Here is a 24502-nt window from a genome sequence, read left to right on the forward strand (position 1 = left end):
ATGCAGATTGAAAACAAGGTATTTCTGGTCAGCGGCGGTGCTTCTGGCCTCGGCGCGGCCACGGCTGACATGCTCATCGCGGCCGGCGCCAAAGTCATGCTGGTGGACTTGAACGCTGACGCCGTTGCCGCCAAGGCCACGCAACTGGGCGACAACGCTCGTAGCACCGTGGCAAATATCTGCCAGGAAGCCGCTGCCGAAACTGCCGTGAAGGCAGCGGTGGAGGCGTTTGGTGGTTTGCATGGCCTGATCAACTGCGCCGGTGTCGTGCGCGGCGAGAAAATCCTTGGCAAGAACGGCCCGCATGGGCTGGCCAGCTTTGCCCAGGTGATCAACGTCAACCTGATCGGCAGCTTCAACCTCTTGCGCCTGGCCGCTGCGGCGATCGCAGAAACCGAAGCGAATGCCGACGGCGAGCGCGGTGTGATCATCAATACCGCCTCGGTGGCGGCATTCGATGGGCAGATCGGCCAGGCCGCGTATGCCGCGTCCAAAGGTGCGATTGCCAGTTTGACCTTGCCCGCCGCTCGGGAACTGGCGCGTTTCGGCATCCGCGTGATGACCATCGCCCCGGGCATTTTCGAAACCCCGATGATGGCCGGCATGACTCCGGAAGTTCGCGACTCCCTGGCCGCTGGCGTGCCGTTTCCACCGCGCCTGGGCAAACCCGCCGAATATGCCGCGCTGGTGCGACATATCCTTGAAAACAGCATGCTCAATGGTGAGGTGATCCGTCTCGACGGTGCCTTGCGTATGGCCGCCAAGTAAGGAGTGCCTGTATGAACGACCCTATTGTGATTGTCAGCGCCGTGCGCACGCCCATGGGCGGGTTCCAGGGCGACCTCAAAAGCCTGACCGCACCGCAGCTGGGCGCCGCAGCGATTCGCGCCGCCGTTGAACGCGCCGGTATCGCCACCGATGCGGTGGACGAGGTGCTGTTTGGCTGCGTACTGCCGGCCGGGCTCGGGCAGGCACCTGCACGCCAGGCGGCCCTGGGCGCCGGCCTGGACAAGTCCACCCGCTGCACCACCCTGAACAAGATGTGCGGCTCGGGCATGGAAGCAGCGATTCTCGCCCACGACTCATTGCGCGCCGGCAGCGTCGATGTGGTGATCGCCGGCGGCATGGAAAGCATGTCTAACGCACCGTACCTGCTGGATCGTGCGCGCAGCGGCTACCGCATGGGGCACGGCAAGGTGCTTGACCATATGTTTCTCGATGGCCTGGAGGATGCCTACGACAAGGGCCGCCTGATGGGCACCTTTGCCGAAGACTGCGCCGAGCACAACGGCTTTACCCGGGAAGCTCAGGATGCCTTCGCCATCGCGTCCCTGACGCGCGCGCAGGAGGCCATCACCCATGGCAGCTTCGCCAGCGAGATCGTCCCGGTGCAGGTCACCGTGGGTAAGGAACAAAAAACCATCCTGCACGATGAACAGCCGCCTAAAGCCAAGCTGGACAAGATCGCCAGCCTGAAGCCGGCGTTCCGTGAAGGCGGCACCGTCACCGCGGCCAATTCCAGCTCGATCTCCGACGGCGCCGCGGCATTGCTGCTGATGCGCGAGTCGGACGCCCTTAAACGTGGCCTCAAGCCGTTGGCGGTGATCCACGGGCACGCCGCGTTTGCCGATGAGCCGGGGCTGTTTCCGGTGGCGCCGGTGGGGGCGATACGCACGTTGATGAGCAAGACTGGCTGGCGCCTGGAAGACGTCGACCTGTTCGAAATCAACGAAGCCTTTGCCGTGGTCAGCCTGGTGACCATGAGCAAGCTTGCGATCCCTCACGACAAGGTCAACGTGCATGGTGGTGCCTGCGCCCTGGGCCATCCTATTGGTGCTTCGGGTGCGCGGATCCTGGTGACACTGCTGTCGGCCCTGCGCCAGAAGGGCCTCAAGCGTGGCGTCGCGGCCATTTGTATCGGCGGCGGGGAAGCCACGGCCATGGCCGTTGAATGCCTCTACTAAGGATGACTTATGCTGCCCAATGACGAACAACTGCAAATCAGCGACGCCGCCCGGCAATTTGCCCAGGAACGCTTGAAGCCGTTCGCCGCCGAATGGGATCGCGAGCATCGCTTTCCCAAGGAAGCCATCGCTGAAATGGCCGAACTGGGCTTTTTCGGCATGTTGGTGCCGGAACAGTGGGGCGGTTGCGACACCGGCTACCTGGCCTACGCCATGGCCCTGGAAGAAATCGCCGCAGGTGACGGCGCGTGCTCGACCATCATGAGTGTGCACAACTCGGTGGGCTGCGTGCCGATCCTCAAGTTCGGCAATGACCAGCAAAAGGCCCAATTCCTCACGCCCCTGGCCAGTGGCACCATGCTCGGTGCCTTCGCATTGACCGAACCCCAGGCCGGTTCCGATGCCAGCAGCTTGAAGACCCGTGCACGCCTTGAAGGCGATCACTATGTGCTCAATGGCTGCAAACAGTTCATCACCTCCGGGCAAAACGCCGGGATCGTGATTGTGTTTGCCGTCACCGACCCAGCAGCGGGCAAGCGCGGGATCAGTGCCTTCATCGTACCCACTGACTCTGCGGGCTACACCGTGGCGCGAGTCGAAGACAAGCTCGGGCAACATGCTTCCGACACTTGCCAGATCCTGTTTGAAAACGTGAAGGTGCCCGTGGCCAATCGCCTGGGCGAGGAGGGCGAGGGTTACAAGATCGCCCTGGCCAACCTTGAGGGTGGCCGTGTCGGCATCGCATCCCAGTCGGTGGGCATGGCCCGCGCCGCCTTCGAAGCAGCCCGCGACTATGCCCGTGAGCGGGAAAGCTTCGGCAAACCGTTGATCGAACACCAGGCCGTCGCCTTTCGCCTGGCGGACATGGCCACGCAAATTGCCGTGGCCCGGCAGATGGTGCATTACGCCGCGGCCCTGCGTGACAGCGGCAAGCCGGCGTTGGTGGAGGCGTCCATGGCCAAGCTGTTTGCTTCGGAAATGGCCGAGAAAGTCTGTTCGGCCGCCTTGCAAACCCTGGGCGGTTACGGTTACCTGAGCGACTTCCCCTTGGAGCGGATCTACCGCGATGTGCGGGTCTGCCAGATTTACGAAGGCACCAGCGATATTCAACGCATGGTCATCTCACGCAATCTATAAGGAGCCGATACATGAGTTATGAAACCATCCTGCTTGACGTCCAGGGCCGCGTCGGGCTGATTACCCTCAACCGCCCGCAGGCGTTGAACGCCTTGAACGCGCAACTGGTCAGCGAACTGAACCAGGCGCTGGATAACCTGGAGGCCAACCCAGAGGTCGGCTGCATCGTGCTCACCGGCTCGAAAAAAGCCTTTGCGGCCGGCGCCGACATCAAGGAAATGGCCGAGCTGACTTACCCGCAGATCTACATGGACGACCTGTTCAGCGACAGTGACCGTGTGGCCAACCGCCGCAAGCCGATCATTGCGGCGGTGAATGGCTTTGCCCTCGGTGGCGGCTGTGAACTGGCGTTGATGTGCGACTTTATCCTGGCCGGTGACAGTGCCAGGTTCGGCCAGCCGGAAATCAACCTCGGCGTGCTGCCGGGCATGGGCGGCACCCAGCGCCTGACCCGCGCCGTGGGCAAGGCCAAGGCCATGGAAATGTGCCTGACCGGGCGCTTTATCGACGCCGTCGAAGCCGAGCGTTGCGGGATCGTGGCGCGTATCGTGCCGGCCGATGAGTTGCTGGACGAAGCGCTGAAAGTCGCTGCCCTGATCGCCAGTAAGTCAGTGCCGATCAGCATGATGGTCAAGGAGAGCGTGAACCGCGCCTTTGAAGTCAGCCTGTCCGAAGGCGTGCGCTTTGAGCGCCGGGTGTTCCACGCGGCGTTTGCGACCCAGGATCAGAAGGAAGGCATGGCCGCATTCGTGGCCAAGCGGGCGCCGGAGTTCAAGGATAAGTAAAACACTGTGGGAGGGAGCAAGCCCCCTCCCACATTTGAACTGCAGCGTTTGACACAGTTTTTTGCAGTGTGTCAGTCAGAGCTGGTAGTGCTTGAGCTCCCTGGCAATCACCATCCGCTGAATCTCGCTGGTGCCTTCGTAAATCTGCGTGATCCGCGCATCCCGGTAGTAACGCTCCACCGGATAGTCTTCCAGATACCCATACCCCCCATGAATCTGCATCGCCTTGGAGCAGACACGCTCGGCCATTTCCGAGGCAAACAGCTTGGCCTGGGAAGCTTCGGACAAGCATGGTTTGCCGGCACTGCGCAGGCGCGCAGCGTGGAGGATCAGCAAGCGTGCTGCATTCAGCTGCGTTTGCATGTCAGCCAACAGGTTGGCCACGCTCTGATGTTCGATGATCGCCTTGTCGAACTGCACGCGATCCCGGGCATAAGCCAGCGCTGCTTCAAAGGCGGCGCGGGCGATGCCCAAGGCCTGGGCGGCAATACCGATGCGCCCACCTTCCAGGTTGGACAGGGCGATTGCCAGGCCCTTGCCGCGCTCACCCAGCAGGTTAGCTTGCGGCACGCTGCATTGGTTGAGCGTAACGGCACAGGTGTCCGACGCACGGATGCCCATCTTGTGTTCGGTGCGGTCGACCACAAAACCCGGGGTGTCGGTAGGCACCAGAAACGCTGAAATACCCTTCTTGCCCAGTTCCGGATCGGTCACCGCAAACACGATGGCCAACCTGGCGCGCTTGCCGTTGCTGACAAATTGCTTGGCGCCGTTGATCACCCACTGGCCGTCTTTCAATTCGGCACGGGTGCGCAGGTTGTGGGCTTCGGAGCCGGCCTGAGGTTCGGTCAGGCAGAAGCAGCCGATGGCCTGGCCGCTGGCGAGTTCGGCCAGCCATGTGTGTTTTTGCTCAGCTGTGCCGTAGTTGAGGATAGGCCCGCAACCCACTGAATTATGGATACTCATCAAGGCGCCCGTGGCGCCGTCACCCGCGGAAATTTCCTCCACGGCCAGCGCGTAGGCCACGTAGTCCACATAGGTGCCGCCCCATTCTTCCGGGACCACCATGCCGAGCAGGCCCAGTTCGCCCATCTTCGCCACCAGCGCGTCGTCGATCCACCCGGCTTTCTCCCAGGCTTGGGCATGGGGAGCAATTTCGCCACGGGCGAAGTCCCGCGCCATGTCGCGGATCATGATTTGTTCTTCTGTGTATTCAAGATCTTGCATGGCTTATTTCTCAATCTGCGCGAAGCTGTGGAAGAAGCTCTCGACGTGGCTGGCATCCAGCGCATTGAGCGTGGGCGGGTTCCAGCGCGGGGCTTTATCCTTGTCGATGATCAGGGCGCGAACGCCTTCAATCAGGTCGCCACGTTCGAACCATTGACGGTCCAGGTGCAGCTCCAGAGCAAAGCACTGTTCCAGCGGGAGGTGCCGACCACGACGCAGCATTTGCAAGGTCACGGCCATGGCCAGGGGCGAGCGGGTCTGCATCAGATGGGCGGTAGTCAACGCCCATTCGTGGGTGTCGGCGACCGTAACTGCCTGCAATTGCTCGACGATGCTAGGTACATCCGGCAGGGCGAAGAAGTGATCAATGACCGGGCGCAGGGCCGCCAGCGGCGCATCGGGTAATTGCTGCACCGCCAGTTTGGCGAGCACACCTTGCAAATCCTTGAGGGGGGAATCGCTCCATTGCAACTGGTCGAGCTTGTTGTCCAGGGCGGGGAGTCTGGCACTGTCGATAGACCAGTCGGCCAGCCCGCAATACAGCGCATCGGCGGCACGTATCTGCACCCCGGTCACGCCAAGGTAAGTCCCCAGCTCACCGGGAATACGCGACAGGAAATAGCTGCCGCCTACATCAGGGAAGTAGCCGATAGCCACTTCCGGCATCGCCAGGCGACTGCGTTCAGTGACGACCCGCAGATCCGCGCCTTGTACCAGGCCCATGCCGCCGCCGAGGACGAAGCCGTCCATCAGTGCCACGACCGGTTTACGGTAATGGTGGATGGCCAGGTCAAGGGCATATTCCTCCACGAAGAAATCCTGGTGCAGGGTGTCGCCGTTCTTGAAACTATCGTACAGCGAGCGGATGTCGCCGCCAGCGCAGAAGGCTTTTTCGCCGGCGCCACGCAGCACCACGGCATAAACCTGCGGGTCATCCGCCCACGCCTGCAACTGCGCCGTCAACTGGCGGACCATGTCGAGGGTGATGGCATTCAAGCCGGCGGGGCGATTGAGGGTGAGGTGGCCGATATGGTTACGCACTTCACTCAGTACTTCCTGCTGAATATCGGCGTGGCTTGCTTCGGATGAAACCTGAGCAGTCATCACTAACTCCCTGCTTTTATTGTTCTTTATCAAGATGTTCGCGGGCGAACCTTCTCGCGATCCTACCAGTGCAAATTTGCCCAGTACAACCGGTAATCATGCAGGTCGTTTTTGCATTTATGCAGCAGGGATCAAGCCGCGCGGTTGGCCAGGACCTCACCGATACTGCGACGTCGTGCATGGCCTTCTGCTGCGTGGATCAGTTGTTCCAGCTCAGTGGGCTCGACATCGTAAAATTGCTCCATTTCGGCCAGCGCCAGCTTGAGGTCGGCCGCTGTAATCGATGGATCGCTCACGGGCTGAATGCCGAGGACGACAGGAGCAGGCTCGGCTGGCCCCTTGGGGTAACGTGTGCGCGTGGCATTGTTATAGAGCAGTGCGCATCCCAGCAGAGCGCCGGCACCCAGCATGACCGGCGCCAGTTCATACCAGCCCAGGGCGATGGACGCAGGGTCGGCCAGTACCAGGGTCATGGCCAGGCCACCGGCCGGTGGGTGCAGGCAACGCAGCCAACAAATCAGGATTACCGTCATGCCCGCCGCCAGGCACGCGCTACCCAGGGTTCGCCCCAGTACCCGTGCCACCAGCAATGCAACGATGCCGGCACACAGGTAACTGCCCATGATCGACCATGGCTGGGCCAGCGCTCCCGATGACACCGCAAACAGCAACACGGCCGAAGCGCCAAGGGGGCCGAGCAAATGCAGGGCGATCTCCATGCCGAATACCTGGGCGCAAGCCCAGACACTGAACATTGTGCCCAAAGCCATGCCGATGCCGGCACGACTCCATTCAGCGGGGCGGGTGTTGATTGCAGCGGGTAACCAGCGAGCGAGCATTTAAAGACGATCCATAAACGGCGGGCGAAAAAAAAGGCCTGCCTGGTTTCCCGGTGCAGCCCTTTGAACGTTCCAACATTTGGGGGAGGAACCCGTGCAGTGTGCCGAGGTTGGTCTGATCGCACCACTGCATATTAATGAAGGTTAAACGCAAATATTATGCAGTTAAAGGGTGTCTCCGAAGGTAATGGGGCCTGCCACAGTGGGCGCTGGTGTGCAGAGTTTGCCCAGCACCCGGTTATTGGCCTCTTCATTGAACAAGCTCTCATGCAGGTTTTCGCGCAATTTGGCGTCGTCGGCCAGTGGCCCCTTCAACGCCACCAGCGCGTCGCGCAATGCCATCAAACGATCCAGTCTTGGTAAAGGTACATTCAACAGTTCCTCTCGCACGGCATTGTCCTCTCAATGAAGTAAGCCATCGCGCTTGGGCAGCCTACAGCGTCCTTGTAGTTATGGCGTGCCTTGACCCAAGCGCTTTCGGGACAGCCCTGACGATCGGGTGGTAGATACTTAACGCACGTGGCAGCGAGTCTACCGTCGGGTTCCAGGCACAGGAAGGGAAAGTGCACCAGCTATTACGCAAAGGAATGTAGGTGTTTTCTTGGTGCTTGTGATGAAAGACGCCTACTGGTTAAAGAGTCGGCGTTCTTTCTTACAATGCCCCTGGAAAAGTGCTCATGGCACCGTGGTTTTTACCAGATGCAACAATACGTAGGGGTTCTTGTCGAACTCGCCGGTCAGCGTGGGCGTGATCGAACGCAAGCGTGGATCGTCCAGCCCTTCGAAGTCGGCCTGGCTCATGACCAACCATGCCGGGGCCTGGATCGGCTTCAATTCAATGGGCAATTGGGTAAACAGCGGGACCTTGTCACAATCGAAGTTGACCATGAACTTGATGGCTTTCGCGTCTTTACCCAGCGCGTGCAGCACCACGGGCGCCGGTTGCTGCAGGACTTGAGCCTTGACGGCGAGGCTGAACGTGCGGGTGTCGTATAACCGACGCTCCAGGGGTTCGACCACGAGGATGTAGGTTGTCCAAAGGGCCAGCACTGCAGCCAGGGCCGGGCCATACGTACGCAGTCGGGACTTGAGCAGTGTCAGCAGCGCCAGGATCTGAAGCAGCCCAAGCACGGCGAAGATCACTTCGAGGTGGGCCAGCGGCTCCGGATAACGCCGCCGCGCCACTAGCAGGCCAATCACCAACAGCGTCGGCAATAGCGTCCAGACGCCCAGCATCAGGCCGCGCAGCCAGGCAAACAGTCGCCCCTGTGTCGCCTGGAACGGATACGCGGCAATGATCGCTGCCATCGGCAACATCGGCAGGATATAGCGCGCTTTTTTCGCCTGGGGCACCGACAGGCCCACCATCACCAGCACACCCGCGGCTGCGCAATACAACACCAGCTTCAATGCCGGATCCGGTGTGCGCCGCCCGCCGATCATGACCGCCACCAGTACCAATATTGCCAGCGGATAAGCCAGCGCGTAGTTACCCATGGAGCTGGTGAAGTAATACAGCACACCGCCGGAGCCTTCGCTGCCATCCATGCGCCCCAAGAACTGCATACGAATCACGTCATGCATGAAGTCTTCGCCGCCGCTGAGCTTGGCCAGCAGCAGCAACAGACCGACGCACGCTGCCAGCAGCGCCAACGCCAGCAGGCCGAAGCTGAACAGGCTGCGCCATTGGCGGTTGATCAGGTAATAGCTGCACAAAACGCCTGTGGGGATCACCAGGCCAATCGGCCCACGCAGTGCAAACCCGAGCAGCAATAACACAAACACCCAATGCAAGCGCTTGGCAGCAGCGAAGTGATCATGGGCATAGCCCAGATAGAACACCGCCAGGGTCACGGCGGCGAGCATCTGGTCCAAGGAGACCGCGCGGGTTTCGCTGACAAAGGTGCTGCTGAGCAGCAAGATTGCCAGGCTCAACAGCCCCCAGCGCGGGGAGTAGGGCGCAGTCAGGCGGTAGACCAGCATTACGATCACTGCTGACGCGACCGCGGTGGGCAGCCATGCCGTCAGGCTGGTGACCTGGCCCAATGGCAACGACAGCAGCCAGGTCAGCAGCGTTGAAGTCGCCAGGTAGTCGGCATACGGTTGGCCGTAGGTCGTGGGGAAGAAACCAGGCCCGTGGCGCAGCATTTCCTGGGCAAACACCACGAAGCGTGAATCAAAGCCAATAATTGCCTGGTGCCAGTTGCCGGCGATAAACAGCACCAGCGCCAAGAGCCCAAGCCCCAGTGAATGGCGGCGGATTGTGGCGCTCTGCATGGATGGGAAAGCCTTGTTCACCTAGCCGACATCCCTGACCTGTTCCACCCAGTTTTGCTGGGGAATCGGCAACTCGCAGGAATCGCCACGGCCAATGGGGAAATACTTGAAGCCTTTGCGTGTCAGGCGTTCGCCGTCATACAGGTTGCGGCCATCGAAGATCACCGGGGTTTTCAAGCGCTGGTGAATCAGGTCGAAGTCCGGCGCCTTGAATTGCTGCCATTCGGTGCACACGATCAGCGCATCGGCGCCGCCCAGGGTGGACTCCGGGGTGCCCATCAGCATCAGGCGCGGGTCGTCGCCATAGATCCGCTGGGTTTCCTGCATGGCTTCCGGATCGAAGGCGCGCACATTGGCACCGGCGGCCCACAAGGCTTCCATCAGCACGCGGCTGGGAGCGTCGCGCATGTCATCGGTGTTGGGCTTAAAGGCCAGGCCCCACAGGGCGAAGGTCTTGCCCTTCAGATTGCCCTTGAAGAACGCATTGATGCGCTCGAACAGCTTGCTCTTCTGGCGCTGGTTGATGGCTTCCACTGCTTCGAGCAGGTCGCTGGAGCAGTTGGCTTGCTTGGCGCTATGGATCAAGGCACGCATGTCTTTGGGGAAGCACGAGCCGCCGTAGCCACAGCCTGGGTAGATGAAGTGGTAGCCGATTCGCGAGTCGGCACCAATGCCCAGGCGCACCGATTCAATATCGGCGCCCAGGTGCTCGGCCAGTTCGGCAATCTGGTTGATGAAGCTGATCTTGGTGGCCAACATGCAGTTGGCGGCGTACTTGGTCAGTTCGGCGCTGCGCAGGTCCATAAAGATGATGCGGTCGTGGTTGCGATTGAACGGCGCGTACAGGTCGCGCATGACCTCACGTACTTCCTCGCGCTCGCAGCCAATGATGATGCGGTCCGGGCGGCGGCAGTCGGCAACGGCCGAGCCTTCCTTGAGGAATTCCGGGTTGGAGACAATATCGAACTCCAACTGACGGCCAGCGGCATTCAGGTTCTTTTCGATATGAGCGCGCAGGGTGTCACCGGTGCCGACCGGCACGGTGGATTTCTCCACCAGGATTACCGGCTGCACGCGGTGGCGGGACACGGCGTCACCCACCGACAGCACGTATTTCAGGTCGGCAGAGCCGTCTTCATCCGACGGCGTACCCACGGCGATGAACAACACTTCACCGTGCTCGACAGCGAGTTTTTCGTCGTAGGTAAAATGCAGGCGTCCGCTTTCCAGGTTGTCCTTGACCATCGCGGCCAGGCCCGGCTCGAAGATGGTCACGTGACCTTTCTGGAGCGACTCGACCTTGCTCTTGTCAACGTCCATGCAAATGACATCGTGACCGACTTCGGCTAATACAGTGGCCTGTACCAGACCAACGTAACCACTACCAAATACGCTGATTTTCATGGGGTATTCCTGGGACTTGAGGTGCATGCACGACGAGAGTTGATAACCAGTACGCCGAGGATGACCAAGGCCACCCCCAGGGTTTTTGAAAGCGAGAAAGCTTCGTTGAACACCGGCAGGCTGGCGGCCAGCAGATAGACCAACGCGTAGCTGATGCTGAGCAGCGAGTAGGCACGGCCCAGAGGCAAATGCTTGAGTGCGCCAAGCCAGCAGAGCATCGACAGCGCGTAGGCGATGATCGCCAGGATCACCACGCCCAGAGCGCTCAGGTCGATGCTGTTGTGGGCGAAGGCGGCCAGCCACTCGGTGGGCAAGGGCAGGCGCGTCATGCTCCAGCGCATGCCCAATTGGGCGCCACTCACCAGGCCGACACTGCCCAGGGCCAGGGCGAAACCCTTTATGCGGCTCATACCTGGCGCCCCAGCAGCACGACGCCGGCAATCACCAGCCCCACACCCAGCCAGTGGCGGCCATCAATGGGTTCGTGAAATACAAAGCGCGCCATCAGCGTGACCAGCACAAAATTCAGGCTGAGCATGGGGTAGGCAATCCCCACTTCCAGGCGTTGCAATACCAGCAGCCACACCACTAGGCCCAGGCCCAGGCACACCAACGCTGACCATAACCACGGCGAGCGCACCTTCAATGCCCAGCCTTGAGGCAGGTTCCGCCAGCTTTCCACGGCAAACTTTTGCGATACCTGGCCCATGCAGGTGAGCAAGCAGGCTGTGAGCAACAGCAGCAGGGTGGTCATGGCGCGACCTGCGGGAAAATGAGGATCACGATCTTGCCTTGGGCATAACGCTTGCCATCGGTGGGCAGCAGCGCGAGCTCGTCCTTTTCACCTTGGCTGTTGACGCGCATCACCACACCCACGGCACCGGTGCGGCGGGTTTGCGCCATCCACGCCTGGATCGCATTACGGTCGACCAGCCGATGGGCCGTGTCGGCGTAAGCCAGCCCGTACTTGACCTCGCCCGAGGTGTTGTAGAGCGTGATATCCGGTCGTTTGAGACGCCAGGACAGTGCAGAAGCAGCGCCCAGATCGTTGCTCAACAGGGCGACAGTGGGCTGTAATTCCTCGATGTGATCGATGATGAACTGGTCCGGGGTCTTGTTATAAACCACCGAATGGGGCAATGCCGCAGGCACCAAAACCACTAGTAGCCCACTGCCAATCAGAGGCGCGGCCCACAACGTCAAGGGCCGTGCCGCTTGCAGCAGGTTGACCACGATCCAACCGAACAGGAAGATGAACACCAGCACCAGGCTGAAGGTTTCCTCACCCGGCTCGTACACCGGTTTTTTCAACTGGAACCAGCTGAGGGCCAGCAATACCAGCACACCGATCGCCAGGTTCAGCCAGCCATTGATGCGCAGGACGCGACCGTGGCCTTGCTTGAGCTTGTCGCTCAAGGTCGAGCCCATCAGCAACGCCAGGGGCAGCATGCAAGGCATGATGTAGGAGGGCAACTTGCCCTTGGCCAGGCTGAAAAACGCCAGCGGCATCAACAGCCATAGCAGCAGGAATGCGGTTTTCGGCGCGCGCTTTTGCAGCCATGCCTGCTTGAGCGTGGACGGCAACAGGGCTACCCACGGTAGCGCGAACGCTACCAGCAGCGGCAGGTAATACCAGAACGGCTCAGCGTGCTGGGCATCTTCCCCGGCAAAGCGCTGGATGTGCTCGTGCCAGAAAAAGAAATGCCAGTAGTCCGGTTCTTGCAGGTGCACAGCCAATGCCCACGGCACGCTGACAGCAATTGCAACCACCACGGCCACGCCGCCAACCGTGCACAACTCACCCAGGCGTTTTTGCCAGAGGGCGTAGGGCAGGGCGATCAATACCGGTAGCAACCAGGCCAGGAAGCCCTTGGTCATGAAGCCCATGCCGCACGCGAAACCCAACAGCGCCCAGGACCACAGTCGGCCGCGCCGCGTGCTGCTGTCAAAGCAGAACCACAACGCCACGCCGGTCAGGTTGACCCAGAAGGTGAACTGCGGGTCCAGGTTGGAATAACCACCGAGGGCCGCCACGCTGACGAAGCTCATGTACAGCAGGGTGCTGACCAGGCTTTTGTGCGGGTCGCTCCATAACCGGCGGGATACCAGGTAAACCAGCACAATGCTCAAGGCGCTGCTCAAGGCCGAGGCAAACCGCACGCCGAACAGGTTCTGCCCGAAAATCGCCTGGCCCAGCGCAATCATCCAGTAGCCCGCGGCGGGTTTTTCGAAGTAACGAATACCCATGAAGTGCGGTGAGGCCCATTTGCCGGTCAGCAGCATTTCCTGGCTGATCTGCGCATAGCGGGTTTCATCGGGAATCCACAGGCCATGGGTGGCCAGCGGCAGCAGGTAAAACGCGGCAAACGCCAGCAGGAGCAGGGGCAAGGCCCAGCGACGAATCATGCCTGCTGTACTCCCAACCAACCCTCGCGGCCGCTCAATGCGCCGCGCACCAGTTTTTGTTGGGGCAGGGTGGTTACATCTGCGGGCAGAAGATCACCCAAGGGTTTGAAATCAATGCCGCGCTGCCCGGCCTGGGCGAGCAACTGGCGAAAATCATTGGCCATCAGAATCCCTTCAACTTCTGCGTGGATTGTGTAGACGTTCAGCTTCGCTGCGCTGAACCGGTCCAGGATGAAGCGGTTGAAATCATTGGCAGCCACCACCGGCCCGACGACTTCGTCGAAGGTCGGCAGGTCTACCGGAATTTGTGGGGTGCCCGCGCTGCCATCGGCCAGTGTCGGTCGAAACAGGCTGGTGCCCCGGCAATCACTGTTGTAGCGAAAATTGAAGCCTTGCTTGGCTTGCACCACACGTTCGTCGGCGCGCCACCCGGCGGCGGCTGAACAGTCCACGCGCTCGCCTAGGATGTCGCTCAAAGTCTGCACGCCACGCCGAATCTGCTCGACCAGCTGTGCCTCGCTCCAACGCCCGGTATTGGCCTGCCAGCCATGGTGATCCCAGGCGTGCAGGCCGACTTCATGCCCGGCGGCCTTGGCCTGGCGCATCAGATGCCCCAGGTCGCGGCCGATCGGCTTGCCTGGCCAGGCGGTGCCGGCCAGCAAGATGTCCCAGCCATACAGGCCGACGGCGTTGGAACGCAGCATCTTCCACAAAAACTGTGGCCGAATCAGGCGCCACAGATGGCGGCCCATGTTGTCCGGGCCGACACTGAAGAAGAACGTCGCCTTTACCCCGGCTTCATCCAGGGATTCGAGCAGCCGCGGCACACCTTCACGGGTGCCACGGTAGGTGTCGACGTCGATGCGAAGACCTGCCTGCATTACTTTTTATCCGCAATTTCAAGCATGGCTTCACGCAGGAAGAAATCGAGCGTGTTGCCGATGGTTTCGCTCATCTGCACGCTCGGCTCCCAGTTCAGCAGGCGCTTGGCGTTCTCGATGCTCGGCTTGCGGTGCGCCACGTCCTGGTAGCCCGTGCCATAGAACGCCTTGCTTTCGACGTCGCGGAAACCGGCGAACGGTGGGAAGTTGTGGCGCAGTGGGTGAGCCTCGAACTGACGCAGCAGCTCTTCGCCCAACTGGCGGATGCTCGCTTCGTTTTCCGGGTTGCCGATGTTGATGATCTGGCTGTCGCACACGCCATTGTCGTTATCAATGATGCGCGCCAGCGCTTCGATACCGTCGGCAATGTCGGTGAAGCAACGCTTCTGCTCACCACCGTCGAACAGACGGATCGGCGTACCTTCCACCAGGTTCAGGATCAATTGGGTAATGGCGCGGGAGCTGCCGATACGCGCAGAGTCCAGGCGGTCCAGACGCGGGCCCATCCAGTTGAACGGACGGAACAGGGTGAACTTCAGGCCCTTGTCGCCGTAGGCCCAGATCACGCGGTCCAGCAGTTGCTTGGACACCGAGTAGATCCAGCGCTGCTTGTTGACCGGACCGACCACCAGGTTGGAGGTGTCTTCATCGAAATACTGGTCCTGGCACATGCCATAGACTTCGGAGGTCGAGGGGAAGATCACGCGCTTGTTGTACTTGACGCAGTAGCGCACCATCTTGAGGTTTTCTTCGAAGTCCAGTTCGAACACACGCAGTGGGTTACGGGTGTATTCGATTGGCGTGGCGATGGCAACCAATGGCAGGACCACGTCGCATTTCTTGATGTGGTATTCGATCCACTCGGTGTGGATGCTGATATCGCCTTCCACATAATGGAAATTCGGGTGGCTGCGCAGACGCTCGATGGCGTCGGAGCCGATGTCCAGGCCATAGACTTCGTAACGGTCGTCACGCAGCAGGCGCTCGGACAGGTGGTTACCGATAAAGCCGTTTACGCCCAGGATCAACACGCGGGTACGACGTGGCTTGCGGCCAGACTCGGCGCCACGCAGTACGGAGCCATCCACCAGGCCCAGTTCATCGGCCAGGGCCGGACCGGCCAGGTACAGTCCGTTTTCGTTACGCTGGCCAAACTTGATGACCAAGGAGTCTTCACCGCAGGCAATACGCAGCGGGTTGACGCTGATCACACGGCCTGGCGCCAAACCGTCGTTGCCCTTGACCACGTCGGCTTGCCATACGATCAGCTTGTGCTCGCCCACTGCGCAGAAGGCGCCCGGGTACGGCTGCGTCACCGCGCGCACCAGGTTGAACAGTTGTTCGGCAGGCTTTTTCCAGTCCAGCTTGCCATCGGCGGCAGTGCGGCGGCCAAAACAGGTGGCTTGGCTTTCGTCCTGGGCGGTTTCGGTCAGCTTGCCCAGGGCCAATTGTGGCAGCGCGTCGCGCAGCAAGGCTGTGGCCGCATCACGCAACTTGGCGTGCAGGCTCAGGCCGGTATCGGTGCGGTCGATGCTGACTTTCTGCTGGGCGAGGATGGCGCCGGCATCGGCACGCTTGACCATGCGGTGCAGGGTGACGCCGGTTTCGGTTTCGCCGTTGACCAACACCCAGTTGGCCGGGGCGCGGCCACGGTATTTAGGCAGCAACGAACCGTGCAGGTTGAACGCGCCTTTGCGAGCGGTAGCCAGCAGCGGTTCGCTCAGCAGGTTGCGGTAGTAGAAGGAGAAGATGTACTCCGGGTTCAACTTGGCGATGCGCTCGACCCACAGCGGGTGGTTGGCGTCTTCCGGGGCGTGCACCGGGATGCCATGGCGTGCGCAGAGTTGGGCGACGGAGCCGTAGAAATTGTTTTCCTTGGGGTCATCGGCATGGGTGAACACGGCAGCAATGTCGTAACCCGCACCGAGCAGGGCTTCAATGCCTGCACAGCCGATATCGTGGTAAGCGAAGACAACAGCTTTTGAACTCATGACTGAACCTGATCCGAAGGAGAAGTAGAAGTAGAAGTAGAAGTAGAAGTAGAAGTATGGGAAGACACCAGGCCGTCAACGACGACGACTGGAGTCGGTGCTGCCGGCTGGTTGCGCAGCACTTTTTCAATAAAGAAGCGCGGGCGGGCGCGTACATCGCTGTACATGCGGCCCAGGTATTCGCCCAGCAGGCCCATGCCGATGAACTGGCCACCGGTAAACACGAACAGCACCGCAAACAGCACGAACAGACCATCACCCGCCCAATCGGCGCCGAAGGCCAGGCGCATGACGATCAGCGCAAAGGCGAACAGCACGCCCAACGCCGCGAGGCTGAAACCGACGATGGACAGCAGGCGCAATGGTGTGGTGGTCATGCAGGTCAGCAGGTCGAACATCAAGCTGATCAGGCGCATGGCGCTGTATTTGGACTCGCCGTGCTCACGCTCGGCGTGGTGCACGAGGATTTCCGTGGTATGGCGGGCAAAGCCGTTGGCCAGGATCGGGATGAAGGTGCTGCGTTCACGGCAGGCGAGCATGGCGTCGACGATGGTGCGGCGGTAGGCACGCAACATGCAGCCGTAGTCGGTCATGGCCACGCCGGTAGAGCGCTGCACGGCCAGGTTGATCAAGCGCGACGGCCAGCGACGGAACGCGGAGTCCTGGCGGTTGTTACGCACGGTGGCGACCACGTCGTAGCCCAGGGCAGCTTGCTCCACCAGGCGCGGGATCTCCTCCGGCGGGTTCTGCAAGTCGGCGTCGAGGGTGATTACGACTTCGCCACGGCACTGTTCGAAGCCGGCCATGATCGCGGCGTGCTGGCCGTAGTTGCGGTTCAGGATCACCGCTACAACATGGCTGCCTTCTTCAGCGGCGGCGTCTTCGAGCAGTTGGGCCGAATTGTCGCGGCTACCGTCATCCACCAGGATGATTTCGTATTCGTAGGCCAGCTGCTTGCAGGCTGCTGTGGTACGACGCAGCAGCTCCGGCAGGCTCTCTTGTTCGTTGTAGACCGGGATAACGATCGACACGCAGTGAATAGGGTAGGGTTTCAAAGTTTCATGACCTCGGCTGGAGCAACTTGACGCGTGAAAACAGCAGCAATCATCGGGCAGAACTACAGCCCGCAGATGACAACGCGGCGCTAAAGATAAAGCGTAATCAACAGGTTAGTCGATAAACCACGGAATGCCCTGAAGTACTGCTTACAAGGTTAAGCGCAAATGTGTGCAACGAATATGAAAGGCGGATGAAAAACTCGTTTATTTGACAGGTAGACAGCTAGGGTTCAGCTAAGTAATCAAGGCGTTACATGTGCAGGCCGGATGGTCAGATCGGAACGCTGTGCCGGGCGTTTGGTTCAATCCGGGCGCTCCCGCTCGGCCAATGCCGGTGATTGAACAATCTTCTCTGCATTGGCGCTCAAGTGCCGGTAAAGTAAGCCATCTCTTGCCAGGGTACTCGGATGAATAGCGTGCAGCTTTTGCGCGGCCAGTTGCGGCCTGCGTTGATGGGATTATTGATGACGATGGCCTGTGTCACCAGCGTACGCGCCGATGAAGGGATCGCACTGACCAGCATTGAACAGGTGCCGGAAGGTGTGGAAGTGCCCGGCAAGCAAGTCGCTGCTTATACCTGGGATGACCTTCAGGGCAAGAACCTGCTGGTACTCGCCGAGCAGGTCAGCGAGCGGGAGGATGATGGCACCCAGTCGGCGTTTGTCTACGCAGCGCAGTACCTGCTCACGGGCGATCGCCCCAAGCGGGTCTGGATGCTGCACGACGACGTGCAACACTGCGAGTTCGACGCCAGCCTGCGCTTTGATCAGGCGGCCACCAAAGTCACCGACCTGCTGCGCGACGGCAATACCCAGGTCACGGTCGGTTATTCGCGCACCTGTACCAGTGATGTGAGCCCCAATGAGTTCAAGCTGATCATGCGGGTCGGCAAGTCCGGCAAGTATCGCCTGCGCGGCCTCGATCGCGTCGGCGCCAGTTGGTGGGACGAAGATGCCGGTGCCCTGCGCGGCATGCCCTTGCCCACTGACTGCAGCGTCGAGGCCCAACAGAAGTTGGTCAGCCAGTACAAGGAGCAGGGCACCGAACTGCCACTGCCAGGCTGCTATGGCGACGAGAAGGACTTTGCCAAGGCCCCGGCTGGCTACCTGACGTTTATGCGTGGGCATTGGTTTGCGCTGATGCAGCGACAGGACGCTGACTGGAGCCAGTCCCTGGCGCAACCGCAGGAACCGGCAGAGGAAGTCGAATTGGCGCCGTGATTTTGTGCCAGGGCCGCGCCTGGGTTAGACTCAGTCTTCGCCAACCCACTAAATACATCGATTAATCAACGAGTTGTTTGATGTATTTAATCCAAAGGCTGATCCCTTGACCGAGACTATCCGCAACCCGCTGACCCTCTACCTCACTCGCCTGGCGCCCTCCAGCCAACTGACCATGCGCTACGTGCTGCAGGATGCCGCCGACCGCCTGGGTTTCGAAGACCTCAACCTCGAAGACATTGACTGGCATCTACTGCAACCCGAACACGTCGTCGCACTGGTGGCCGCATTGCGCGAGGACGGCTATGCGCCGAATACCTCATCGCTGTACGTGAATGCGGTACGAGGAGTGATGAATGAAGCGTGGCGCATGAGCTTGATCAGCCAGGATCACCTGTTGAAGATGCGCTCGGTCAAGGCTGCCGCCGGTACGCGCCTGGGGCAGGGCCGCAACCTGCGTCGTACACTGATCCGCGAGATGCTCGATGTATGCGCAGCCGATCCTCGGCCCCAGGGGCTGCGGGATGCCGCAGTGATCGGCCTGTTGTATGGTTCCGGGATGCGCAAGTCGGAATCGGTCAATCTCGACCTCGCGCAGATCAATTTTGATCAGCGCAGCCTGCGGGTGATCGGCAAAGGTAATAAGGAACTGATCAAGTACGCGCCGGACTGGGCGTTCGCAAAACTGCGGGCGTGGCTTGAGTTTCGTCGTGAACAACTCAAGGAAGGTGAGCAGGACGACACCTTTCTGTTCAACCGTATCCGCCGGGGCAGCCACATCACGCGCGAACGCATTACCAAACATGCGATTTATTACATTGCTCGGCAGCGCGGTGATCAGGTGGGTGTGAAAATCATGCCCCATGATTTCCGCCGTTCGTTCATCACCCGAGTGATCGAAGAGCATGATTTGTCGATTGCCCAGAAATTGGCGCATCACACCAATATCCAGACCACCGCCAGCTACGACGTACGCGACGACAATGAGCGGCGCAGGGCAGTGGACCGCTTTGATCTGTGAGCTGGGCGGGGTAGGGCAAGCCTCAGGAGGAGGGCGGGACGCTTGAGGCCAGGTGCGCCGGCAACCGGCGCAAGGTCCACAACGTGGTGAGCATCGCGGCAAGCGCACATAGCGCAATGCCGATCAACATCGGTGCAGGAGTATGGTCGGCGAATACGCCCACCAGGGTCATCGAAACGGCCGCGGTAACCATCTGGATCGCGCCAAGCAAGGCAGACGCAGAGCCTGCCACCGCGCCATGATCTTCCAGCGACAGCACACCTGCCGCCGGCAGCAACAGGCCGAGAAAACCGAACCCGATAAACAGCAGGCCCATCATCAAGGGCAGGCTATCACCCCAGAATGTGGTGGCTGCCAACAGGGCCATGATCGTGGCTACTGCGACCACCGACCAACGAATAAGCGGCGCCAGACCAAACCGTGCGCTCAGGCGTGCGGTCAGTTGGCTCATGGCAAAAAACGAGGCGGCGTTGAGGGCAAAACACAGGCTGAACTGCGTCGGTGTCAGGCCGAAATATTCGATGTATACGAAGGGCGCGCTGCCGATAAATACAAAGAAGGTCGCAAGGCCAAACCCGCACACCACCGATAACCCGGTGAATACCGGGTCGCGCAACAGCGCTCCATAACTGCCGAATGCATTGCCCAGGGTCTTGCCCAAACGGCGTTCGGCCGGGTGGGTTTCCGGTAGTTGCGCGATGGTCATGACCAGGCACAGCACGGCGACCACCGCCAGCACAGCAAATACTTCGCGCCAACTCCAGATCGAAATCACCAGGCTGCCGGCCAGCGGCGCGAGGATTGGCGAAACACTCATCACCAGCATCAGCAAAGCCATCAGGCGCGCTGCCTCATGGCCGGTGTACAGGTCGCGCACGATCGCCCGCGGGATCACCATCCCCGCACAGGCACCGAACGCCTGTATGGCACGAAATCCGATCAATACTTCGATCGTCGGCGCCAATGCGCAGCCGATACTGCCAACGGTAAAGATCACCAAACCCGCATAAATCGGCAGTTTGCGCCCGAACACATCGCTGATCGGCCCGTAGAACAACTGGCACACACCAATGACCATGAAGAACACGGTGAGGCTCATCTGCACCGCCGCCGGTGAGGCCCCAAGGCTTGCGCCCAGGGTTGGCAGCGCGGGCAGGTAGATGTCGATGGCAAACGGGCCGACGGCGGTGATCAAGCCCAGCAGCAGGGCGAGATGGGCGATACTTCGAGACATTTGGCAGGTCCGGCTGGAGCAAAGGACGGTCAGCTTAAGTGAAACGCGCAGATCCGCAAACTTAGGCTTCACTAACAAGGAGTTGTTGCCGATACAGCTAACAGTGAGCACTTGAACGGTTGGATTCCCAACCGATGGTCCTGGCACGGGGATACCAGCATGACGATCAAATTACGCTTGATGCTGTTGATTGGGACCGGATTGCTCACCGCCTTGATCATGAGCCTGGCCAGCTATTTGGGAAATACCCGGATGGGCGATGCGGTACAGGACAATGACGTCAGCATGACCGTGCTGCGTAATCACATGGAAGCCGACATGATGCACGACGCCCTGCGTGCCGACGTGCTATCGGCCATGTTGGTGGGGCTAGGCAAAAGCACCAGCACACCAGCCCAGGTCAACAGCTCGCTCAAGGAACATGCCGACCACTTTCGCCAGGTGCTGGCGGACAACTTCAAGCAGCCGTTGGACGATGCAATCAAGGCGAGCCTGGAAAACATCAAGCCCAGCCTGGATACCTATATCAGCGCCGGTGAGCGTATCGTCGCGCTGGCCCTGGACAACCCCGAAGCCGCCCGTGGTGAGCTGGAGACCTTCAATGCCGCGTTCAGTCGGCTGGAAGATCAAATGGCGGCCTTGAGCGAACTGATCGAAAACAAGACTCAACTGACCAGTATCAGTACCCGACAAACCATCAGCCACGCCAATTGGACCCTGGCCGTGGTACTGATCGCCAGCCTGTTACTGCTGCTGGCACAAGGGCGCTGGGTGATCCTGAGCATCATGGGGCCACTGCGTACCGCCAGCCGCATTGCCGACAGCATTGCCCATGGCAACTTGAGCGAACCTATTATCGAGCCCAGAAATCACGATGAAGCCAGTGCGCTGATTCGCAGCCTGGCCACCATGCAGCGGGATTTGCGCGGCATGATTGAAGTGGTTCGCAGCAACGCCCACGGCGTCAATGGCATGAGCGAACAACTGAGCCAGGGTTGCCATGAAGTCGCAGGCAGCAGTCAACAGCAAAGCGCCGCCGCCAGCACCATGGCCGCCGCCGCTAGCGAAATGACTGCCAGCATTGAGGAAATCACTCGCCACGCCCAACGTGCCCTCGACATGGCCAACCAGGCAGAAACCCTGGCCAAGGACGGCGGCCGCGTCATTCACCAGGTTGTCAGCGACATGGATGGCATTGCCCGTTCAGCGCAGCAATCGGCCCAAGTGATCCGCACACTGGACAAGGAGTCCGAGGCGATCTACAGCATTATTCAAGTGATCAAAGGCATCGCCGACCAGACCAACCTGCTGGCCCTCAACGCCGCCATCGAAGCCGCCCGTGCAGGTGAGCAGGGCCGCGGCTTTGCAGTCGTCGCCGATGAAGTGCGCAGCCTGGCCGGACGCACCAGCGCATCCACGCAGGAGATCGCCAGTATGGTCGGGCGCATCCAGCTGAACACCCGGGAAGCGGTGACCAGCATGGAGGAGGGCGTTGCTCAAGTGGACAAGGGCATGGCCGTTACCGCCGAAGTGGAACGCGCCATTCGCGAGATCCTTCAGGCCACGCTCAGCACCACCGAATTGGTCAACGATATTTCCCGCACCATCAGCGAGCAAAGCCTGGCCAGCAATGAAATTGCTCACCAGGTGGAGATGATTGCAGGTATGTCGCAAAACAACAGCCGCGTGATTGGAGACACGGCGTCAACGACGGATGAATTGTCGAGTTTGGCGGGGAAGCTGTCGCAGTCGGTGGATCGGTTCAGGTTGTGAACCGGCCTATCTATATATAACTCAACTAAATAGTCATTTAGTTTAGTTATAGTCAGTGGTTATATAATAAGGGCAGAGCTAGCTCATCCTTCACGCTAGTGTGGGTACGTGCACGATACTTTACATTTGAGCATCATAAAGGGACGGTCTATATGCGGGGAAGGCTTACGTCAGGTCTATGGGTGGCATGTTTCGTGATCAGTGCCACGGCGCTGGCGGATGAACTGCCGCGTAGCGAGCAGATAAAAGCTTTCCGCGCTGCTGGATTTAACCAAGAGACGTCGGAGTGCGAAATCGAGACAACAGGTAGCTACACGCCGGCAACCATGGAGCTGATCAAGGACCTGAACGGCGACGGTCGGCCGGATGCGTTGATTACCGAAGGCAGCACTGACTGTTATGGGCAAGCGGGTACTGGATTTTATCTAGTCAGCCAGCAGACTGACGGTCACTGGAAACTCATGCTCAAAGAAAGCGGCGTCGCTGAGTTTCTCCCTGGCAAAGGCAGTAATGGTTGGCCTGATGTCGAGGTCGGCGGCCCGGGCTCTTGTTTCCCAGTACTGCGTTATGACGGGCAACGTTATCCATTTCACCACAGCGTTGGTGAACCGTGTGCTGACTCGCCGTAAATGCCCGGTGGCCCAAGGGTCAAACGGAGGCAGGTCAGCGAGGGCAACGATGGCTGCTTATGAATCTGGCGCGCGGTGGTCTAGGTCGCTTAGTGAAATGCGCCGAACAGAGCCCCTGAAGGATGGCTCAGTGGTTCGCATAATGTATATTATGTTAAACGAGGTGCTATGTTAGATATGTTCATAAGCCACGTAAGTCACTGATTCGACCAATTCGTATTTGACGTCTACTCTCTCAACGGGCCATGTTCATAGTGTTCATGACGATTTCTTGAATGAGGCAGCTGTCGATGAAACTGATTCAGTGCCGTTTCTCTTCAGGTCACCGACTACCGCTGCTTGTACAAGCTGGTGATACGACGCCGTTGCCCATACTTATTCCGTTCATCTACGTCCAGCTCAAACTCAGGCACCGCGCTTACAACACGGCTGCGGCGCACCTGCGCGCGATCCAGGCTTTCTACGCCTATGCCAAAAGCCGAGATCTGGATATCGATGAGGCCATCTTGGCCTGCCACTTTGAGGCGATTCTGGCTTTGCTGGACGGTTACGCTATTTGGCTCCAAAGTGGCCGTCATGCCGATAATCTGATCGCCCGAATCGGCAAAGCTGGCACTGTACTTTTTCAGCAGATCAGTTCACGAACACGTGACCAGTACCTGCGCCTGCTGAAGAAATACCTGTCTTGGTGCGTCACCCGTTACATCCCGCGCGTCCGTCAGAATTCAACCACACAGGCTGACATCAACGTGGTATTTGCCGATGTTGCCGACGTCATTGAGCGGCGCTTTGAGAGCCATATCATCAATGCTCGTCCCGATCGCATTCGTTACCGCAGCCTGACAGATACGCAACTACAGATCGTTCGCATGCTGATTCGCCCTGACGCTGCGGCGAATCCGTTCCCGGAACGTTTGCAACTGCGTAACTGGCTAATGATTGAATTGCTCTTGGAGACCGGCATCCGTCGCGGAGAGCTTCTGAAGCTCTACACCACGGATATCAATAAAGGTTCTCAGCACGCCTATGTCAGCATCAATGACCGCGAACATGATCCCTGCGACCCGCGCGTTGAAGAGCCTGCGCTCAAAACACATGGGCGGACCGTAGGCATCTCCGCACAGTTGTATGAGGTCTACGAGCGCTATATCCAGCACGACCGGCGCCCTCTGCGTGACGGTAAACCGATGAAATTGCTGTATCGCTATTTGTTCATCTCGGATCGTGGCCGCCCGCTGTCGATCCGCGCGTTGTCTAACGTTCTTGATCGGCTGTTTCTGACCATTGAGCTGGCTCATCCAGGATTGTTGCCTACACTTTCTGCGCATGACTTTCGCCACACCTTTGCAGACCACTTTTTGGCTTACCTGGTCGAAAAGCGTGGGCATGACCTCGAGCGGGCCACGGACGAACTACGGCGAGTCTGCGGTTGGTCTGAGACCTCGACTATGCCACGCCGTTACGCAGGTCGTTATCTAGCCGAGTCGGCCAACCTCCACAATGCCCAGCGCACCTCGGCAGCCTGGAGCCGACTTGACAGTTAAGGAGGTTC

Annotated in this window: 22 protein-coding genes; 9 read left to right on the forward strand and 13 right to left on the reverse strand. The window is 59.8% G+C overall.

What is annotated here, in order from left to right; genetic code table 11:
* The 4 genes from E3O56_RS18655 to E3O56_RS18670 are packed head-to-tail and all read left to right on the forward strand — an operon-like array spanning position 1 to position 3886.
* The gene (locus E3O56_RS18655; protein ID WP_248128711.1) at positions 1-768 is read left to right on the forward strand and encodes an SDR family NAD(P)-dependent oxidoreductase; all 768 of its coding nucleotides are present in this window, start codon (positions 1-3) and stop codon (positions 766-768) included.
* A gap of 11 nt (positions 769-779) precedes the next feature.
* Positions 780-1964, forward strand: coding sequence for an acetyl-CoA C-acyltransferase (locus tag E3O56_RS18660; protein ID WP_248128713.1), 1185 nt, complete (start codon positions 780-782; stop codon positions 1962-1964).
* Between the two features lie 9 nt (positions 1965-1973).
* Complete coding sequence (locus E3O56_RS18665) at positions 1974-3101, forward strand: acyl-CoA dehydrogenase family protein (protein ID WP_248128714.1); 1128 nt, start codon at positions 1974-1976, stop codon at positions 3099-3101.
* Between the two features lie 11 nt (positions 3102-3112).
* Positions 3113-3886, forward strand: coding sequence for an enoyl-CoA hydratase (locus E3O56_RS18670; protein ID WP_223018320.1), 774 nt, complete (start codon positions 3113-3115; stop codon positions 3884-3886).
* Positions 3887-3961: 75 nt separating this feature from the next.
* Here E3O56_RS18670 and E3O56_RS18675 read toward each other — a convergent pair whose 3' ends face one another.
* From E3O56_RS18675 to arnC, 12 genes are all read right to left on the reverse strand, one after another.
* The gene (locus tag E3O56_RS18675; protein ID WP_005788309.1) at positions 3962-5113 is read right to left on the reverse strand and encodes an acyl-CoA dehydrogenase family protein; all 1152 of its coding nucleotides are present in this window, start codon (positions 5111-5113) and stop codon (positions 3962-3964) included.
* Positions 5114-5116: 3 nt separating this feature from the next.
* Positions 5117-6217, reverse strand: a complete 1101-nt coding sequence (locus tag E3O56_RS18680; RefSeq protein ID WP_005788310.1) for an enoyl-CoA hydratase/isomerase family protein — start codon at positions 6215-6217, stop codon at positions 5117-5119.
* 131 nt (positions 6218-6348) lie between these two features.
* On the reverse strand, positions 6349-7056 hold the full coding sequence (locus E3O56_RS18685; RefSeq protein WP_248128716.1) for an HPP family protein: 708 nt from the start codon (positions 7054-7056) through the stop codon (positions 6349-6351).
* A gap of 165 nt (positions 7057-7221) precedes the next feature.
* A complete protein-coding gene (locus E3O56_RS18690) occupies positions 7222-7410 on the reverse strand; it encodes a type VI secretion system contractile sheath small subunit (protein ID WP_282446895.1) in 189 nt (62 codons plus the stop codon).
* Between the two features lie 321 nt (positions 7411-7731).
* A complete protein-coding gene (locus E3O56_RS18695; RefSeq protein ID WP_248128720.1) occupies positions 7732-9354 on the reverse strand; it encodes a phospholipid carrier-dependent glycosyltransferase in 1623 nt (540 codons plus the stop codon).
* Positions 9355-10737 (reverse strand): UDP-glucose/GDP-mannose dehydrogenase family protein, encoded by a 1383-nt coding sequence (locus tag E3O56_RS18700; RefSeq protein ID WP_032875337.1) that lies wholly within the window; start codon positions 10735-10737, stop codon positions 9355-9357.
* On the reverse strand, positions 10734-11147 hold the full coding sequence (gene arnF / locus E3O56_RS18705; RefSeq protein ID WP_078821367.1) for a 4-amino-4-deoxy-L-arabinose-phosphoundecaprenol flippase subunit ArnF: 414 nt from the start codon (positions 11145-11147) through the stop codon (positions 10734-10736). The genes E3O56_RS18700 and arnF overlap by 4 nt, the downstream gene beginning before the upstream one ends.
* Positions 11144-11491 carry a 4-amino-4-deoxy-L-arabinose-phosphoundecaprenol flippase subunit ArnE gene (gene arnE / locus E3O56_RS18710; protein WP_032875331.1) on the reverse strand — a complete coding sequence of 116 codons (348 nt, stop codon included), beginning with the start codon at positions 11489-11491 and terminating at the stop codon, positions 11144-11146. The genes arnF and arnE overlap by 4 nt, the downstream gene beginning before the upstream one ends.
* The gene (gene arnT, locus E3O56_RS18715; protein ID WP_248128722.1) at positions 11488-13143 is read right to left on the reverse strand and encodes a lipid IV(A) 4-amino-4-deoxy-L-arabinosyltransferase; all 1656 of its coding nucleotides are present in this window, start codon (positions 13141-13143) and stop codon (positions 11488-11490) included. Before arnT ends, arnE begins: the two co-directional genes overlap by 4 nt.
* A complete protein-coding gene (arnD, locus tag E3O56_RS18720) occupies positions 13140-14024 on the reverse strand; it encodes a 4-deoxy-4-formamido-L-arabinose-phosphoundecaprenol deformylase (RefSeq protein ID WP_103735168.1) in 885 nt (294 codons plus the stop codon). Before arnD ends, arnT begins: the two co-directional genes overlap by 4 nt.
* On the reverse strand, positions 14024-16015 hold the full coding sequence (gene arnA / locus E3O56_RS18725; RefSeq protein WP_248128724.1) for a bifunctional UDP-4-amino-4-deoxy-L-arabinose formyltransferase/UDP-glucuronic acid oxidase ArnA: 1992 nt from the start codon (positions 16013-16015) through the stop codon (positions 14024-14026). Before arnA ends, arnD begins: the two co-directional genes overlap by 1 nt.
* A complete protein-coding gene (arnC, locus tag E3O56_RS18730; protein WP_248128726.1) occupies positions 16012-17070 on the reverse strand; it encodes an undecaprenyl-phosphate 4-deoxy-4-formamido-L-arabinose transferase in 1059 nt (352 codons plus the stop codon). Before arnC ends, arnA begins: the two co-directional genes overlap by 4 nt.
* A 410-nt stretch (positions 17071-17480) precedes the next feature.
* Here arnC and E3O56_RS18735 point away from each other — a divergent pair, with 410 nt between their 5' ends.
* Positions 17481-18293, forward strand: coding sequence for a hypothetical protein (locus tag E3O56_RS18735; RefSeq protein ID WP_248128728.1), 813 nt, complete (start codon positions 17481-17483; stop codon positions 18291-18293).
* Positions 18294-18399: 106 nt separating this feature from the next.
* The gene (locus E3O56_RS18740; protein ID WP_032875314.1) at positions 18400-19314 is read left to right on the forward strand and encodes a tyrosine-type recombinase/integrase; all 915 of its coding nucleotides are present in this window, start codon (positions 18400-18402) and stop codon (positions 19312-19314) included.
* Between the two features lie 22 nt (positions 19315-19336).
* On the opposite strand, the gene E3O56_RS18745 is transcribed toward E3O56_RS18740, so the two are convergent.
* Positions 19337-20548 (reverse strand): multidrug effflux MFS transporter, encoded by a 1212-nt coding sequence (locus E3O56_RS18745; RefSeq protein WP_248128729.1) that lies wholly within the window; start codon positions 20546-20548, stop codon positions 19337-19339.
* A gap of 159 nt (positions 20549-20707) precedes the next feature.
* Here E3O56_RS18745 and E3O56_RS18750 point away from each other — a divergent pair, with 159 nt between their 5' ends.
* The 3 genes from E3O56_RS18750 (at position 20708) to E3O56_RS18760 (ending at position 24494) form a co-directional block, all read left to right on the forward strand.
* Complete coding sequence (locus E3O56_RS18750) at positions 20708-22321, forward strand: methyl-accepting chemotaxis protein (protein ID WP_248128731.1); 1614 nt, start codon at positions 20708-20710, stop codon at positions 22319-22321.
* A 194-nt stretch (positions 22322-22515) separates the two neighbouring features.
* Positions 22516-22950 (forward strand): hypothetical protein, encoded by a 435-nt coding sequence (locus tag E3O56_RS18755; protein WP_248128732.1) that lies wholly within the window; start codon positions 22516-22518, stop codon positions 22948-22950.
* Positions 22951-23240: 290 nt separating this feature from the next.
* Complete coding sequence (locus E3O56_RS18760; RefSeq protein ID WP_248128734.1) at positions 23241-24494, forward strand: site-specific integrase; 1254 nt, start codon at positions 23241-23243, stop codon at positions 24492-24494.
* Positions 24495-24502: the final 8 nt, after the last annotated feature.

This window comes from Pseudomonas sp. W2Aug9 (assembly GCF_023127755.1).
Classification (GTDB): domain Bacteria; phylum Pseudomonadota; class Gammaproteobacteria; order Pseudomonadales; family Pseudomonadaceae; genus Aquipseudomonas; species Aquipseudomonas synxantha_A.